Annotated in this window: 13 protein-coding genes; 8 read left to right on the top strand and 5 right to left on the bottom strand. The window is 71.0% G+C overall.

Annotation, left to right across the window (positions count from 1 at the left end):
* From ABZ453_RS00695 to ABZ453_RS00670, 6 genes are read left to right on the top strand one after another with little or no spacing between them, the layout of a single operon-like run.
* Nucleotides 1–1,365: an O-antigen ligase family protein gene (locus tag ABZ453_RS00695; protein ID WP_359010155.1), complete on the top strand. Its 1,365-nt coding sequence runs from the start codon at nt 1–3 to the stop codon at nt 1,363–1,365.
* Nucleotides 1,362–3,191, top strand: coding sequence for a lipid II flippase MurJ (locus ABZ453_RS00690; RefSeq protein ID WP_359010153.1), 1,830 nt, complete (start codon nt 1,362–1,364; stop codon nt 3,189–3,191). The genes ABZ453_RS00695 and ABZ453_RS00690 overlap by 4 nt, the downstream gene beginning before the upstream one ends.
* Entirely contained in the window at nt 3,181–3,936 is a 756-nt protein-coding gene (locus ABZ453_RS00685; protein WP_359010151.1) for a polysaccharide deacetylase family protein, read from the top strand. Before ABZ453_RS00690 ends, ABZ453_RS00685 begins: the two co-directional genes overlap by 11 nt.
* Nucleotides 3,933–5,084, top strand: a complete 1,152-nt coding sequence (locus ABZ453_RS00680) for a glycosyltransferase (protein ID WP_359010149.1) — start codon at nt 3,933–3,935, stop codon at nt 5,082–5,084. The genes ABZ453_RS00685 and ABZ453_RS00680 overlap by 4 nt, the downstream gene beginning before the upstream one ends.
* Complete coding sequence (locus ABZ453_RS00675; RefSeq protein WP_359010147.1) at nt 5,081–5,731, top strand: lipopolysaccharide biosynthesis protein; 651 nt, start codon at nt 5,081–5,083, stop codon at nt 5,729–5,731. Before ABZ453_RS00680 ends, ABZ453_RS00675 begins: the two co-directional genes overlap by 4 nt.
* Nucleotides 5,728–6,822 carry a GNAT family N-acetyltransferase gene (locus tag ABZ453_RS00670; protein WP_359010145.1) on the top strand — a complete coding sequence of 365 codons (1,095 nt, stop codon included), beginning with the start codon at nt 5,728–5,730 and terminating at the stop codon, nt 6,820–6,822. The genes ABZ453_RS00675 and ABZ453_RS00670 overlap by 4 nt, the downstream gene beginning before the upstream one ends.
* A gap of 19 nt (nt 6,823–6,841) precedes the next feature.
* Here the strand turns inward: ABZ453_RS00670 and ABZ453_RS00665 are convergent, their stop codons facing one another.
* Nucleotides 6,842–8,137: a glycosyl hydrolase gene (locus ABZ453_RS00665; protein WP_359010143.1), complete on the bottom strand. Its 1,296-nt coding sequence runs from the start codon at nt 8,135–8,137 to the stop codon at nt 6,842–6,844.
* Between the two features lie 113 nt (nt 8,138–8,250).
* Between ABZ453_RS00665 and ABZ453_RS00660 the strand changes: the two genes are divergently transcribed.
* Both ABZ453_RS00660 and ABZ453_RS00655 read left to right on the top strand, forming a co-directional pair.
* Nucleotides 8,251–9,570 carry an ATP-grasp domain-containing protein gene (locus ABZ453_RS00660; protein ID WP_359010570.1) on the top strand — a complete coding sequence of 440 codons (1,320 nt, stop codon included), beginning with the start codon at nt 8,251–8,253 and terminating at the stop codon, nt 9,568–9,570.
* Nucleotides 9,570–10,847: an NAD(P)-binding domain-containing protein gene (locus ABZ453_RS00655; protein ID WP_359010141.1), complete on the top strand. Its 1,278-nt coding sequence runs from the start codon at nt 9,570–9,572 to the stop codon at nt 10,845–10,847. The genes ABZ453_RS00660 and ABZ453_RS00655 overlap by 1 nt, the downstream gene beginning before the upstream one ends.
* Before the next feature lie 70 nt (nt 10,848–10,917).
* On the opposite strand, the gene ABZ453_RS00650 is transcribed toward ABZ453_RS00655, so the two are convergent.
* From ABZ453_RS00650 to ABZ453_RS00635, 4 genes are all read right to left on the bottom strand, one after another.
* Nucleotides 10,918–11,949 carry a chaplin family protein gene (locus tag ABZ453_RS00650; protein WP_359010139.1) on the bottom strand — a complete coding sequence of 344 codons (1,032 nt, stop codon included), beginning with the start codon at nt 11,947–11,949 and terminating at the stop codon, nt 10,918–10,920.
* A gap of 115 nt (nt 11,950–12,064) precedes the next feature.
* Entirely contained in the window at nt 12,065–12,292 is a 228-nt protein-coding gene (locus ABZ453_RS00645) for a chaplin (protein ID WP_359010137.1), read from the bottom strand.
* A 401-nt stretch (nt 12,293–12,693) separates the two neighbouring features.
* Nucleotides 12,694–13,920, bottom strand: coding sequence for a glycosyltransferase (locus ABZ453_RS00640; RefSeq protein WP_359010568.1), 1,227 nt, complete (start codon nt 13,918–13,920; stop codon nt 12,694–12,696).
* Between the two features lie 80 nt (nt 13,921–14,000).
* Nucleotides 14,001–15,011, bottom strand: a complete 1,011-nt coding sequence (locus tag ABZ453_RS00635) for an alpha/beta hydrolase family protein (protein WP_359010135.1) — start codon at nt 15,009–15,011, stop codon at nt 14,001–14,003.
* Nucleotides 15,012–15,417: the final 406 nt, after the last annotated feature.

The following is a 15,417-nucleotide window of genomic DNA, read 5'->3' as shown; positions in this document are numbered from 1 at the left end:
ATGAGCCATGCCCTGTCCCTGCCCCGCGTCCGCGAGTGGCCGCCGGTGCTGCCCGTGCTCGCCGTGCTCGTCCTGCTCGGTCTGCCGCTCGCGCCCACCGGGGAGAGCGGCGCGGGTCCCGCCGACGCGGTCTCCGCGCTCGTGGTGCTGTACTGCGCGATCCGTCTCGTACGGGACCGCCGGCGCCCCCTGTCCCGTACGGCCGCCGTGGTGCTGGGCCTTCCGGTGCTGGGGCTCGCGGTCGCCGCGACGGGGGCGTCCTCGCCGGGCGCCGGGATCACCGGTCTCGGCCGTTACCTCCAGATCTTCGTCCTGGTGCCCGCCGCCGTGCTCCTGCTGATCCGCGGCCGCCGTGACTTCCGGCTGCTGGCCTGGTCGTTCGTGGGGCTGGCGGTGTGGCAGGGCGCGATCGGGGTCCACCAGTACCTCACCGGGACCGGCGCCTCGTACCAGGGCGAGGACGTCCGCGCGGTGGGCACCTTCGGGCCGACGGACGTGATGGGCATGGCGACGGTCGTGTCCTTCGGTCTGGTGTGCGCGCTGGGTCTCGCGCTGGGCCGGGCCTCGGTACGGCAGCGGACCGTCGCCGCGTGCTGCGCGCTCGCGCTGCTCCTCCCGCTCGCGCTGTCCTTCAGCCGCGGGGCGTGGATCGCGACGGCGGCCACCTGTGCGCTGCAGCTGGTGCTCGCGGGGGTGCGGCGGGCGCTGAAGGTGGCGGCCGTCGCGGTCGCCGCCGGGGTGATCCTGGTCGGCGGCTTCGGGGTCGGGTCGGCGATGCTGCAGGAGCGGATCGACAGCATCACGCGGGTCACCGACGCGCCGGACCAGTCCGTGACCGACCGGTACACGATGTGGGCGGCGGCCGTCGGCATGTGGCGCGAACAGCCGCTGACCGGCGTGGGGTTGAAGGGGTTCCCGGACCACCGGGACAGTCACGCCTCGCTGGCCCTGTCCTCGGGCAGCGACACGGAGGGCGCGGGCGCGGCGTACCTCAAGCAGCCGCTGCTGTCCCCGCACAACATGTACCTGCTGGTGCTGGCCGAGCAGGGCCTCGTCGGGGCCCTCGCCCTGGTCGGCGGCTGGCTGGCCCTGCTGGTGTGCGGCCTGCGCGGGCTCTGGCGGGCGCGGGTGCCGGGCACGGGGCTGGACTGCGCCCTGATCGGCACGGGCCTGCTGATCTGGCAGCTCATCGACTTCGCGTACGCGGACATCGGCGGCCCGTCGACGGTCCTGACGGCGGTGGTCTTCGGGGCGGTGGCCTGGTGGGCGCTGGTCGGAGCCGACGAGACCGGGCCCCGGGCCCGACGGTCGCCGGGAGCGGCCGAGCGGACCCTCGGCGGCGCCGAGGAGGCCACGTCCCGATGACGGTGACACCCCCGGGCACGCCCCGGATCACCCACGTCCCCGGCCCCGCGCCGCACCCCGGGACGCCGACGAACCCGGCGGGGATGCCGGCGGGCCACTCCTTCGGGGACGCATCGGAAGTCCCGGCAGTGCCGACTCCGACGGACCCGTGGGGCGCCCAGGACCCGACGGAGGCATGGTCCCTGGGAAGCGCCCCGCACATCGTTCCCGCAGGCACGCGCAACACCGAATCCCCCCAAGGTCCCGCCGCCGACGCCCCCGACGCATCCACCCCTTCCGGGCGGTTTCTCGCCAAGGCCGCTCTCGTCACCGCCGGGTTGTCCGTCGCCGGGGCGTTGCTCGGGCTGGTGCGGGATCAGGCGCTGGCCCGGTTGTTCGGGGCCGGGAGTGAGACGGACGCGTTCCTGGTGGCGTGGACCGTGCCGGAGTTCGCGGCGACCCTGCTGATCGAGGACGGGCTCGCGTTCGCGCTGATCCCGGCGTTCAGCGCGGCGCTGGCCCGGCGGGCGCGGGGCGTTCCCGGCGACCCCGTCCGCGCCGTGGTCGGCGCCACCCTGCCGCGCCTCACGCTGGGCTTCGTCGCCACGGCCGTCCTGCTCATCGTCCTGGCACCGCATCTGGTCGAGGCCCTCGCCCCGGGCCTGCCCCACCCCGCGCTCGCCGTCGACTGCACGCGGCTGACGGCGACCTGCGTGCTCAGCTTCGGACTGGCCGGCTACTGCAGCGCGGCCCTGCGCGCCCACCGCCGCTTCCTCGCCCCCGCCGCGATCTACGTCGCCTACAACACCGGCATCGTCACCGGGATGTTCGCCCTCGGCGGCCGCCTGGGCGTGCGGTCGGCGGCGGTGGGCGTCGCGGTGGGCGGATGCCTGATGGTCGCCGTACAACTGCCTTCCCTGTGGCGGCAGTTGCGCAAGCGGGCGGAGACGGTGGCCGCCTCCGCCCCCGATCAGGCGCGGCCCATGGAGTTCGCCCTGGTCGCCACCGTCCTGCTCTTCGCCCTGTGCCGGCAGTCGCAGGTGCTCATCGAGCGGTTCCTCGCCTCCCACCTCCCGGCCGGCGCCATCTCGCACCTGAACTACGCGCAGAAGGTCGCCCAGATGCCGATGGTGCTGTCGCTGATGCTGTGCACCGTCACCTTCCCGGTGGTGGCCCGCGCCCTGGCCGAGGGCGACACCGAACGGGCCCGCATCCGGGTGGAGCGGGACCTGTCGCTGGCCGCGTGCATCGTGCTCCTGGGCACGGCGGTGGTGATCGCCTGCGCCCCGCAGATCGTCGAACTCCTCTTCCAGCGCGGCGCGTTCACCCCGAGGGACTCCGCGGCGACCGCGGGTGTCATGCGCGTGTACGCCCTCGGGCTGCTCGGCCAGACCCTGGTCGGCGTCCTCGTCCGGTCCTACTTCTCCGCGGGCCGCCCCAGCTGGTACCCGGTCGGCGCGATGACCGCGGGCATCGTCGTGACGGCCTGGATCGGCGCCTTCACGGTGCTGCCGTGGGGCGTCGACGGCATCGCGACCGCCAACGCCGCCGGCATCACCGTCACCGCAGCCCTGCTGCTGGCCGGCATGGGCCGGGGCGGCATCCCGATCCGCACCCGCCGGGTGCTGGCGGAGCTGACCAAGCCGCTGCGCGCGGCGGCGGTGGCGACGGTGGCGGGCGCCTTCGTCGCGCACCACATCGCCGCCCCCGTGCCCGCCCTCGCCGCCGGCTGCCTCACCGCCACCACGGTCTTCCTCTTGCTCGGCCTGGCTCTCGGCGCCCAGGGCCTCGACCCCGCGCTCCACTCCGTACGCACCGTCACACGAAGGCTCTCGCATGGCCGTTGACTCCCAAGACACCGGCAGACGACTCGCCCCGGACCCCGTTCCGTGGGTGGCGATGTACCACTCGGTGGCCGAATGCCAGGACGACCCGTACCGGATCACGGTCACCCCCGAGCGGCTGGAGAGCCAGCTGCGGTGGTTCAACCGGCGGGGCCTGAGGGCCGTCTCCCTGGCCGAGCTGCTCGCCGCGCGCGCCCGTGGCGAGGGCCGGGACCTGATCGCGCTGACCTTCGACGACGGGTACGCGGACTTCATCGACAACGCCCTTCCCATCATGGGCCGTTGGGACTGCGGTGCCACCCTCTTCGTCCTGCCGGGCCGGCTCGGCGGCAGCAACGTCTGGGACCCCAGGGGCCCACGCAAGGCGCTGCTGACCGCCGACGGCATCCGGCACGCGGCCGCCGAGGGCGTCGAGATCGGCTCGCACGGCCTCACCCACCTCGACCTGACGAAGGCGGACGACGAGACGCTGAGGGCCGAGGTCCTCGAAAGCCGGGCCCTGCTGGAGGAGTTGACCGGCGGTCCGGTCGCCGGGTTCTGCTATCCGTACGGGACGATCGACCGGCGGGTCGTCGCCGCCGTCCGGGACGCCGGTTACGCGTACGCCTGTGCCATCGACCCCGGCCCGCTGACCGGCCCGCACGCCCTCCCGCGCGTCCATGTCGGGCAGAACGACCACGCCGTGCGCCTCTTCCTCAAGCACCGGCTGCACCGGCTGCGCCGCCGTCCCGTCGGGGGGACGCGATGAGGGCGCTGCATGTGATCACGGGTCTCGGAGTGGGCGGCGCCGAGCAGCAACTGCGGCTGCTGGTACGGCATCTGCCCGTCGACTGCGATGTCGTCACACTCACCAACCCGGGTGCGGTGGCCGACGGTCTGACCGCCGACGGGGTGCGCGTCACCCATCTCGGCATGGCCGGCAACCGTGACCTGGCCGCGCTGCCCCGGCTGGTCCGGCTCATCCGCTCGGGCGGCTACGACCTCGTCCACACCCACCTCTACCGCGCCTGCGTCTACGGCCGGCTCGCCGCGCGTCTCGCCGGGGTCCGGGCGATCGTCGCCACCGAACACTCCCTGGGCGACTCGCAGATGGAGGGCCGGCGGCTGTCGCGCGGGGTGCGTTCCCTGTATCTCGCCAGCGAGCGGCTGGGCCGTTCGACCGTCGCCGTCTCCCCCACGGTCGCCGAGCGCCTGCGCCGCTGGGGCGTCCCGGCCCCCCGGATCGAGGTCGTCCCGAACGGCATCGACCTGCCCCGCTTCCGCTTCGACCCCGACCGGCGCCGTCAGACCCGCCGCCGCCTCGGCCTGCCCGAGGACGCCTACGTCGTCGGCGGCATCGGACGCCTGGCCCCCGGCAAACGCTTCGACGTCCTCGTCCACGCCCTCGCCCGACTCCCCCGGGACCACTGGCTGTTGCTGGTCGGCGGGGGCAGCGAGGAGAACGTGCTCCGCCGTACCGCGCACGAGGCCGGTGTCGCCGACCGGGTCCTGTTCACCGGCGAACGCCCCTACGTGCCCGACGGCACCCCGGGCCCCGACCTGCCCTCACTCGCCGCCGCGATGGACGTGCTCGCCTCGCCGTCGCCGGAGGAGGCCTTCGGCCTGGCGATCGTCGAGGCCCTGGCCTCCGGACTGCCGGTGCTCTACGCCTCCTGCCCGGCGATCGAGGACCTGCCCCCGCACCAGGCCGCCTCCGCGCGTCGAGTCCCGTGCGGCGTCGAGGAGTTCGCGGCCGCCGTCGCCGCGACCCGCGGGCGGGGCCCCGCTCCACGGACGGCCCCCGAGGCCGCCCGCCACTACTGCATCACCCGCAGCGCCGCCCGGCTCATGGGCGTGTACACGGCCGCGGTGTCCCCTTCGTCGTCCCCGTCACTCCAGGGAGCCCCCTCGTCATGACCGAAACCCTCACCGCCCACCGCCGCCCGGCCGTCGCCCGCTCCAGGACCCTGCCGCCCTGGACCCTGATCGCGGCCGGCGTCCTCGCCGGCGGCCTCCTCGGCGGGGGCTACGGCCTGGCGAAGCCGCCGACGTACACGGCCACCAGTTACGTCGTCGCCGTACCGACCTCGAAGTCCGACCCGGCGTCCGCGCTGGGCTTCGCGCAGGCCTACGGCCGGGTCGCCACCCAGCTCGCGGTGCTCGGGGACGCGCAGGTGTGGGCGGGCGTACCGGTGCGGACGCTGCAGTCCAGCGTGCAGGCGGCGACCTCGCCGGACGCGCCGATGGTCGCCATCACGGCCACCTCCTCCCGCCCGGACCTGGCTGCCGACATGGCCAACGCGGTCTCCCGCGCGCTGACCCAGCACTCCACGGACACCAGGAGCGAGACCAACGTCGAACTCCAGCAGTTCGCCCGGGCCACCAAGCCGACCGCGCCCTCCTCCGCCTCCCCGGCGGTGACCGGCCTGGTGGGCGCGAGCGCGGGCGGGCTGCTCGGCGGTCTGGTGCTGCTGGTCCGGCCCCGCCGCAACGCCGACGGATCCGGGCATGCCCTCTCCGTGCCGTCCCCCGCCGTCGCCGCCGAAGCCCACGGCCAGCTGTGACGTACACGACCGAACTGATCACCGACGAGGCCGTCTTCGCCGGGCTGGGCCCGGACTGGGGGCGGCTGCACGGCCGGTGCGCCACCGCGACCCCCTTCCAGAGCCATGCCTGGCTGCACTCCTGGTGGCTGTCGTACGGCAGACGCGGGCGGCTGCGCCTGCTGCTCGTGCGGGACGGCGGTGAGCTCGTCGCCGCCGCGCCCCTGATGCGGGTGCGCCGGCCCGTGCCCGCGCTGGTGCCGCTCGGCGGGGCCATCTCCGACTACGGCGACGTCCTGCTGGACGACGGGCGCGGCGACGACGCGGTCGCCGCGCTCACCGAGGGCCTGTCCGTCTGCGCCCGCACCTCGCTGATCGACCTGCGCGAGGTGCGGCCGGGCGGGGCGGCCGAGCGTGTCTACGACCGCTGGCAGGGCCCCCGGCGCCGGGTGGCCGACTCGCTGTGCCTGGAGCTGCCCGCCGTACCCATGGCCGAACTGGTGGCCCGGCTGCCGTCGTCGAAGGCCCAGCGCGTGCGCGCCAAGCTGCGCAAGCTGGAAGCGCTCGGCGTCGAACGGCATGGGGTGGGGCCGGACGAGGTGGACAAGGCACTGCGGCGGCTGCTGGAGCTGCACGAACTGCAGTGGCAGGGGCGGAAGGTGACGTCCGAGCATGTGCGGGAGCGGTTCCGTGAGCATCTGGTGCGGGCGGTCGGGCCGATGGTGCGCTCGGGGGACGCGGTCGTCACCGAGTTCCGGCTCGACGACGACGTGGTGGCCGTCGATCTGACCCTGCTGTCCCCGCTGCTGGCGGGCGGCTATCTGTACGGCGCCCATCCGTGTCTGCGCGAACGCAAGGCGGACGTGGCGGTGATGCTGCTCGACGCGTGCACCCGGCACGCCCGCGGCACGCTGAGCCTGCTGCGCGGAGACGAGCCGTACAAGCACCACTGGCGCCCCGAACCCGCCGTCAACCAGCGGCTGTTGCTGGCCCGGCGGCGCACCGCCCCGCTGCTGGCCGCGACCCTGTGCGACGTGGCCGCGCGAAAGCGGGGCAAGGAGGCCGTGCGGGCCGTGCGGAAGTGGAGGGAGCGCGGTGGCGGCGGGCCGTGAGACACCCGCCGCCTCCGGGTCACCGGCTGCGCGACCACCAGTCGAAGCGCAGGCACAGCTTTCCGCCGAGCCAGTACTCGACCCAGTCGCCGAGTTCGACGGGCGAACAGTTGGCCGGGTGCGTGGGTGTGGGTGTCGGGACCGGGGTCGGCTCGGTGGGCTGCGGGGTCGGGGTCGCCTCGTCGTCGGTGCGGCCGAAGAGGACGGACCGGTAGACCGCGGACGACCGCGGGTTCTGCCCGCACTCGAAGACGCCGTGCGGGCAGTAGTCGGTGAGCGTGTTGTAGAGCGGCTTGTGCTCGTCCATCCAGGCGAGCATCCGCTTCATGTACTCCGCGTTGTCGCCGTTGCGGAAGAGTCCCCATTCCGGATAGGAAATGGGCTTGCCGTGCGATCTGGCGAAGTCCACGTGCGCCTGCAGGCCGTAGGGCTCTTTCACCTGTTCGTCGAACGACAGTCCGGAGGGCTGGTCGTACGAATCCATGCCGATGATGTCGACCGTGTCGTCCCCCGGATAGCACTGCGTCCAGGGAATGGCGTCCCGGCCGCGGGTCGGTGCGAAATCGAACCGGAATTTCTGGCCCGGCACCGAGCGCATGGTGGTGACGATCCTGTTCCAGTACGTCTTCCAGGCCTCCGGGTCCGGCCCGCAGCGGGAGGTGTACGTGATGCCGTTCATCTCCCAGCCCAGCACGATCACCGTGTCGGGCACCTTCAGCTCCACCAGCCGCTCGGCCAGGGCCCTGAAGTGACGGTCGAACGTGCCGGCCGCGCCCAGCCGCAGCAGCCGGCCCACCCGCGCGTCGGAGACGCCGTCCTCGTTGTGGTCGAGCATCGGCACGTTGAGGACGAGCATCCGGTCGTCCCGCTCGGTGCGCCAGTCCGCCCACACGTCCAGGAAACCGGGGGCACCCTCGATGTCGCTCCAGTGGTTGCCGGGCAGGTAGGTGTGGCCGACGCGCAGGTCGGCGCCGCCCAGCCAGGTGCTGAGCTCGGCCATACGGGCGATGCCACTGGCACCGGAGTCGAGGAAGGCGCCGAACGCGGGCGTGTCCGGGCGGGGTTGCACGGCCGGTGGGGTGACGAGGGCCGACGGGCCGGTGACGGCGGGCGGTGTGGTGACGACGGCCGGAGGCGTCGCCATCGACGGCTGTGGCGAGGTCGCGGGGAGCGCCGGCGTGGGAGCGGGCGGGTCGCCGACCCGCGCCACCCCCGCGGCGAATCCGGTGCCCGAGGCCAGCACGGCGGACGCGGCCACGGTCGCCGCCACGACGGCCGGCACCCGGGACCTGGGACGTCGCTTCTTTCGGTCCATGCCCGCTCCTTTCTGGAATCCGGATTCTGAAGTCCGGTTACTGACACTCAGTCATATGGACAGGAATTCCGCCACCGCCGTTACGGCCGACGAGTGAGAAGACATTCATGACCGTGTCGCTGTTTGACATCCGCGTCCCCGCCGTGCTCCTGCGGATCGACCGGAATCCCTTTCATCACGGCACGCTCGGGGCCGTACGCTCGCTCGGCAGAGCGGGAGTCGAGGTGCATGTGGTCGCCGATTCGACGGGAAGTCCCGTTTCCCGATCGCGTTTTGTACGGCAGTTGCATCCCCCGCCGCCGCCCGGTTCATCCGCGCGCGACATCGCCCTGTCGCTGCGCCGGGTGGCCGCCCGGGTCACCCGTCCGGCCGTGCTGATCCCGATGGACGACGCGAGCGCCGTCGCCGTGAACCGGATGCGCGACGACCTCACCCCCGCCTATCTGCTCCCGGCGATGCCGGACGCGCTGCCCGAGCTCGTCGCGGACAAGGCCGAACTGGCCGATCTGTGCGCCGCCCTGGACGTCCCGCACCCCTCGACGCTGGTGCCCGACAGCCCCGCGCAGGCAGCCGGCGCCGCCTGGCGTCTGGGGCTGCCCGTGGTGGCGAAGTGGAGCCGCCCCTGGCTGGTGCCGACCGGAACCGGACTGCGCAGCACGGTCCTGGTGCGCTCGGCGTCCCAGGCCCGTGAGCTGTACCTGCGCGCCGAGGAGGCGGGCAGCCGCCTGCTGTTGCAGGCCTTCCTGCCCCCGGGCCCCGAACGGGACTGGTTCTTCCACGGGTACGTCGACCGGACGGGCCGTGTCCGCGGCGGCGGGGCCGGCGTCAAGCTGCGGTCCTGGCCGCGTGACGCGGGCCTGACGGCGGTGGGCCGCTGGGCCCCCAACCCCACGGTACGGGCGGTCGCCGAACGCCTCACGACGGAACTCGGCTACCGGGGCATCCTCGACCTCGACTTCCGCCGCTGCGGCAGCACGGGCCGCTACCACCTCCTGGACTTCAACCCCCGCCCGGGCGCCCAGTTCCGGCTCTTCGCCGACGCGGCCGGCCTGGACGTCGTACGCGCCCAGCACCTCGATCTGACCCACCGTCCGCTGCCGGACGCGGTGCCGCTGGCCGGACGGGAGTTCGTGGTGGAGCCCTACGCCCCGCTCGCCGCGCTGCGGCCCGCGTCCGCCGGCCGGGAACACGCCTGGCACGCCCCTGACGACCGCGGCCCCGGGCGCGCCCTGTGGCCCCTGTGGACCCGCCATGTCGCCCGCCGCCTCCGCGACCGCGTGGGCGATCGCGTGAGCGGCCCCGCGACGGCCGGACAGGCCGTACGGCCTCACGCGCACGTGGTGCGTCAGGCGCCCTCCCCCTGTGGTGTCCCCCCGACCGACCTGTCGGACGTGAGCGACCGGTCCGACGACGAGAAAGCGAGCAGTTGCTGATGTACGACCTGCTGGTGGTGGGCGCGGGCCCGTACGGCCTGTCCATCGCGTCCCACGCCGCGGCCGCCGGACTGAACCTGCGCGTCTTCGGCAGGCCGATGGCCTCCTGGCGCGACCACATGCCGCGCGGGATGTTCCTCAAGTCGGAGCCCTGGGCCTCCCATCTCTCGGATCCGCGCGGCCGTCGGCGCCTCGACGTCTACTGCGCCGGCCAGGGCGTCTCGGCCCGGCACGGGGAACCGGTCCCGGTGGAGCTGTTCGCCGAGTACGGCCTGTGGTTCGCCCGGCACGCGGTACCGGAGGTCGACGAGCGCACGGTGACCCGGGTGGCCCCCTGCCCCGGCGGTTTCGAGGCGGTCACGGACGACGGCCAGGTGCTGCACGCCCGCACGGTGGCGCTGGCAGTGGGGGTGATGCCGTTCGTGGAGATCCCGGCCGCTCTGCGGGGACTCGACGCCTCCCTGGTCTCGCACAGCAGCCACCACAGCGACCTGATCCGCTTCCACGGCAAGGACGTCACCGTGATCGGCGCCGGTCAGGCGGCCCTGGAGACGGCGGCCCTGCTGGCCGAACAGGGCACCCGGGTACGAGTGTTGGTACGCGGCGCGCGCTTGTGCTGGAACGACGAGCCGCCGCCGTGGGAGCGCCCCTGGTGGCAGTCGGCCCGCTCACCGCACAGCGGTCTGGGTCCCGGCTGGCGCAACTGGTTCTACTCCGAACGCCCCGGCGCCTTCCGCCGTCTGCCGGAGCGGACGCGGACCCGGATCACGGCCTCGGCCCTGGGGCCGGCGGGCGCCTGGTGGGTACGGGACCGGGTCGAGCGTGGCGTCGAGGTCCTGCTCGCCCACGAGGTCACCTCGGCGCGGGCGGTGCCGGGCGGGGTGCGTCTGGAGGTCCTCAGCCGGGCGAACGGCTCGCATCCTCCGCTGCGTTCGGTCGAGACCGAGCACGTGATCGCCGCCACCGGGTTCACCGCCTCGCTCGACCGGCTGACCCTGCTCTCCGACGACCTGCGCGACAGTCTGGGCACGATGATCGACGGTTCCCCGGAGGTCGGGCGGGACTTCGAGTCGTCGTACCCCGGCCTGTTCCTGGCGGGTCTGGTCACGGCCTCCGGGTTCGGCCCGGCGATGCGGTTCGTGCACGGGGCGACCTACACGGCGGGCGCGTTGGTGCGGGGGGTGCGGCGTCATCTGCGGGTCCGCCCGCTCAGCGGGGCGATCCCGGCGCCCCGGCGGCCCTCATCGAGCGAGACCCCGACGCGGGCGTACCGCTGATCGCCCTTCCCGGCACGGGCGCGGTTGCCGGACGGGAACCCGTCCGGCAACCGGTGCGATTCCCTCGGCACTACCGCCGGGACGCGGCGGCCCGGCCCCGTCGGTACAGCACGGCCCCGGCCACGATCATCGCGGCGCTCGCGCCGGAGGCGGCGAGCATGGCCTCACTGTTGCTGCCGGTGTGAGGCAGCTGGGGCGGCGGGGTGTGGTGGCCGCCGCCGTGCGGAGGCGGAGTGCTCTCATCGCCGCCGTAGGGGGGCGGCGTTTGGTCGCCACCGCCGTGCGGAGGCGGAGTGCTCTCATCGCCGCCGTAGGGGGGCGGCGTGTGGTGGTCACCACCGTGGGGGGGCGAGGTGTGGTCCCCTCCGCCATGGTCGCAGGGCGGGGTGCGGTCCCCTCCACCATAGGGAGGAGGCGTGGTCTCGCCGTACGCAGGCGGCGTGTGGTCCCCTCCACCATAGGGAGGAGGCGTGGTCTCGCCGTACGCAGGCGGCGTGTGGTCCCCTCCGCCATGGGACGAGGGCGTGGTCTCGCCGTACGCAGGCGGCGTGTGGTCCCCTCCGCCGTGGGACGAGGGCGTGGTCTCGCCGTACGGGGGCGGGGTGTGGTCTCCCCCGCCGTTGGGCGACGGTGAGTGGTGCCCGCCATCGGGCGGTGGCGTGTGGTCGCCGTGTCCGGGAAGCGGCGTGCTGTCGACATGCCCGGGTGGCTGGGTGTGGTCGCCGTGTCCGCCACCGTGACCGCCGTAACCGGTCTCGCCGTACCCCGTGTCACCGTAGCCGGAGTCCTCGTCGCCGTACCCCGTGTCTTCGCCGTAGTCCTCGTGTGAACTCTGGTGTACGCGATGCTTGTGGGAACCCGAGTCGCTCGCACAGCGGTTGCCGAACGCCGGATCGAGTCCTGCGACCGCGTTGATGGAGTTACCGCAGGCGTTGACCGGCGCCTCGACGGGGACCTCGACATTGTTGCCGGACAGGATGCCCGGCGAGCCCTTGGCGGCCCCACCCGCGTGCGAGTCGGCAAGGGCGGGACTGGCGTACAGGGACAGGATGCTCGTCGCGGCGGCGGCCGCGACCATTCCCTTGCTCAGGGTCTGTCGCACTCTCGTTGTCTTCCTGCTGGGAGAAGTGGGAAAAGCCGGCCCTGGAACGGGGAGAAGAGGTCCAAGGGCCGGCCACGACACAGCCGCAGCGGCTCGTGCGTTGAGCTTTACGTCGTCAGTCGTTGCTGCAACTGTTACCGATCACGGGGCTCAGCAGAGCGGTGACGTTGGTCGCGTTGCCGCACTCGTTGAGCGGAGCGTCGATGGGGATCTGGATCACGTTGCCCGAGAGGAACCCTGGGGAACCGATCGCGACACCCTCGGCTTCGGCGTCCGCAAAAGCCGGGGCGGCCGTACCGAGCGCCATGATCACACCCGCGACGACGGCAGCGGTCTTCTTCATGAGCTTTCCCTTCTCTGCGGTCATGTCCTGGTGACGGCCGAAACCGAGCGAGCACAGCTTGAACGGCTCGCACCATGACCTGCAGGCTGCACAACGAGGGATAGACAGCCGAAGAAACCACGGAACACACGCCGCGGGATAATTCACTCGAACGCCCCGTTATGAATCCGCGATTTGACCCGGGAGGAGTAAAAGACGCTTCCCCATGCGGTACCGGAAATCTGAAAAGCGGCCCGGGGTGGCTCGCCTGGAAGGGTGCCGGCCGAGGACGGTGTTGCTGGCCAAGCAGGTGATCCGCATGCCCTCGACCGGCCCTCGCGCAGGCGCCGGCAGGCCAACATCACCCGATCAAGGTTCTGGTTCGGCGTGGTTCCATGGCGATGCCTGCTCCGTCAAGTCACTCAGGTCCATAGATGGGTGTTCAGCACTCTGCAAGCTTGGGAGACTCCATTTTCTGCACTGAGTGCCCGGCCAAGCCTCGAGGCCGCATCGGCGTAAGCCGAAGCAGTGAGAATGCGGAGACGTTGGGTGAGGTTGGAAGCCGTCAGACTGCGGGCCGGCAACGGATTGGGCCCGGCGCCCAGTCCATGCACCCGATCTGCCCAGTAGAATTGATCGCCGAAGAATGGGCAGACAAGCGACGGCTTTCCGGCACGCAGCGCCGCTGCTGTGGTTCCCGCCCCACCGTGGTGGATGATTGCGGCCATCCTCGGAAACAGCCAGTGGTGGGGCGTTTCCCGCACCGCGAGCATGTCGGGCTCACTCGTTCCGGGCACGCCGGCAAGCACTCCGCGCAGTCCTGCCCGTCGCAGCGCCTCCCGTACGAGGTCGCTGGTGGCCGCGGGATCCTTGGGCGTCATGCTGCCGAACCCGAAATAAACGGGTGGTGGGCCATCGGCGAGGAAGTCCAGCAGCTGACGGGAAGGTTCCCAGGACGGCTCTTCGTGATGCCAGAATCCAGTCATATGGACATTCCTGCCCCAGTCGGGCGGTCTCGGCACAATCGAGGAACTGAACGCACAGAGCACTGGCGCGCGTCGGATACGACGCATTGAAGCCCGCAAGGACAAGGCCGGCAGGCCGAGGCCTCGTCGGCGCCATTCGTTGATGAAGGGACGGAACATGAGCCAGGAACCGGCATCGACCGCATCAAAACTCAAGCGGTTACCCAAGGAGCCGAGCAGCTTGGCATCCGGCATCAAGGGGTGCGGAAATTTTCTGGTGGGCTGGCTGGGCTGGAAGTGAATGATCGCGTGCGGAACCCGCAGGAACTGGCCGAGGTGAATGCCGAGGAAGCCAAAAGAAGGGGCCAGAACCAAGTCGGCCCCCTTCGCGCCGGCCTGTGTCTGTTCCAGTAGGTCGGCGATGTGGGGGCTCAGTACTCTTCGCATGCCGAGGATAAAGGAAACCGGATTACTCCCCTTTTCCAGAAGTTCCCTTCCCGCTGCTGACTCGATGATCTCTGCGGGGTCCGCGACGAGGGGGTGAAAATCAATCCCGGCCTCACTGATGAGAGGCGAGTAGCGCACGCTGGCGAGGATGCGGACTCGATTCCCCTGGCGAATTAGCTCTCTACCCAGCGCCAAACAGGGTTGAACGTCGCCGCGGGAACCCGCGGCGAAGATCATCACGGTTCGCCCCATGCCATCCCTTTCTCGGCCGGGTCTGCATTACACCCTGACCGACAGGATTTCCGCGGAAATCTGCACTACTTGAGTGATCTCATCACGGCAGGCCAGATGACATGTAGTTCTCGCTGCCAATACGGCCAGGCATGCGTACCCGGCTGATAGAAGTGAGTCGTGACCCCTACGCCCGCCAAACGGAGCGAAGAAGCGAACTTTTCCATGGACTTCGGAAGCATCGCTTCAGCCACTGCGCCTACAAGTACCTGATCATAGCTGCGATGAAGGTCCAACGGGCCCGGCACGCCATTTCCTGACGAGAGATGCACGTGCGTGCCCCGGAAAGCATGCGGCATGGCGGAAGGGTTGTGCGCCTGCCAGACAGCGGAATCCTTGACGGGGTCTCCCCAGACACGTCTGATGTCGATGCCGTCCCTCTGGGAGCCGAGTGCCAGGGAAATTCGGACAGCGGGGTCGTTCAGATCGACGTAGGAACTCATTGCGCCTACGTACCGGTACATTCCTTGGTGATGTGCCGCATAGTTGAGAGCGCCGAAGCCTCCCATGGACAGACCAATGATCGCCCTCGAGGAACTGGCCCGGTACGTCCTCTGCATGAGGCGCACCAACTCACCCGTATGAAACGTCTCCCACCGCGGCTCACCTGCGTACCAGTCACTGTAATACCCGGCTTTCCCGGCGTCGGGCATCACGACGAGCACATCTGACGACTGTGTCAATTCCTCGATATCGGTCTCACGAGTCCACGAAGTGTAGTCGTCATCACCGCCGTGCAGCATGTACAGGACTGGGAAGTTTACCTTCGGACTCTGTGCCCAATTCTTGGGCAGAATGACTCGTACGGGGATGACACTCTTCATGGCCGGCGAGCTCACCATGAGGTCCTGCGTGCGGGAGTCGATCCTTTTCACGGAAACAATGTGAGCCTCCGGGACGACCGGCAGGCCGTCATTGCCTGCCGCCGCCGTCGACACTCCCGCGGTCATCAGCAGAGTAAGGAGCGAGAGATATGTCACGCGCCGGAGGCTGCGCAGCCGAAAGCGACCGGCAAAAAGTCTGGTCAAAAGAGTCACGCCGCGAAGTCTCCTCAAGAGGACATGGAGGTGCCGGGAATGAGGTATCCCAAACCAGACCATGCCTGAATAGCGCTACCAAGTACCAGTGGACACACCGGAGGCGGAGCGAAAAGGGTCCACGCTCTCGCGCACTCCGGGCATATAAACAGTTTTACCGGTTCCCTTGCCCCACCAAAAGGGTGAACATATGCCCCTGGCTCTTGCGGCATATGCCGAATGTTGCGTCACTGGAGATATCCAACCGGTGGGCCGCCCATACCTCTCGGGGGTGCAGCTTCGGTCGCTGTAGCAAAGCAGGAGGCTACGGCTGTGGCCAAGCTGCGATGGGCCCCCCTGGGAGGTGTTGGATCGCCAGTCGGTGCCACACGTGTGGCACCGACTGGTCGGTTGAGCTGCCTCAGGC

Origin of the sequence: Streptomyces sp. NPDC005799, assembly GCF_040630525.1 — a bacterium.
Taxonomy (GTDB): domain Bacteria; phylum Actinomycetota; class Actinomycetes; order Streptomycetales; family Streptomycetaceae; genus Streptomyces; species Streptomyces griseorubiginosus_B.
Note: the sequence above shows the minus strand (reverse complement) of the source record. Positions and strands in the feature narration are given on the sequence as shown.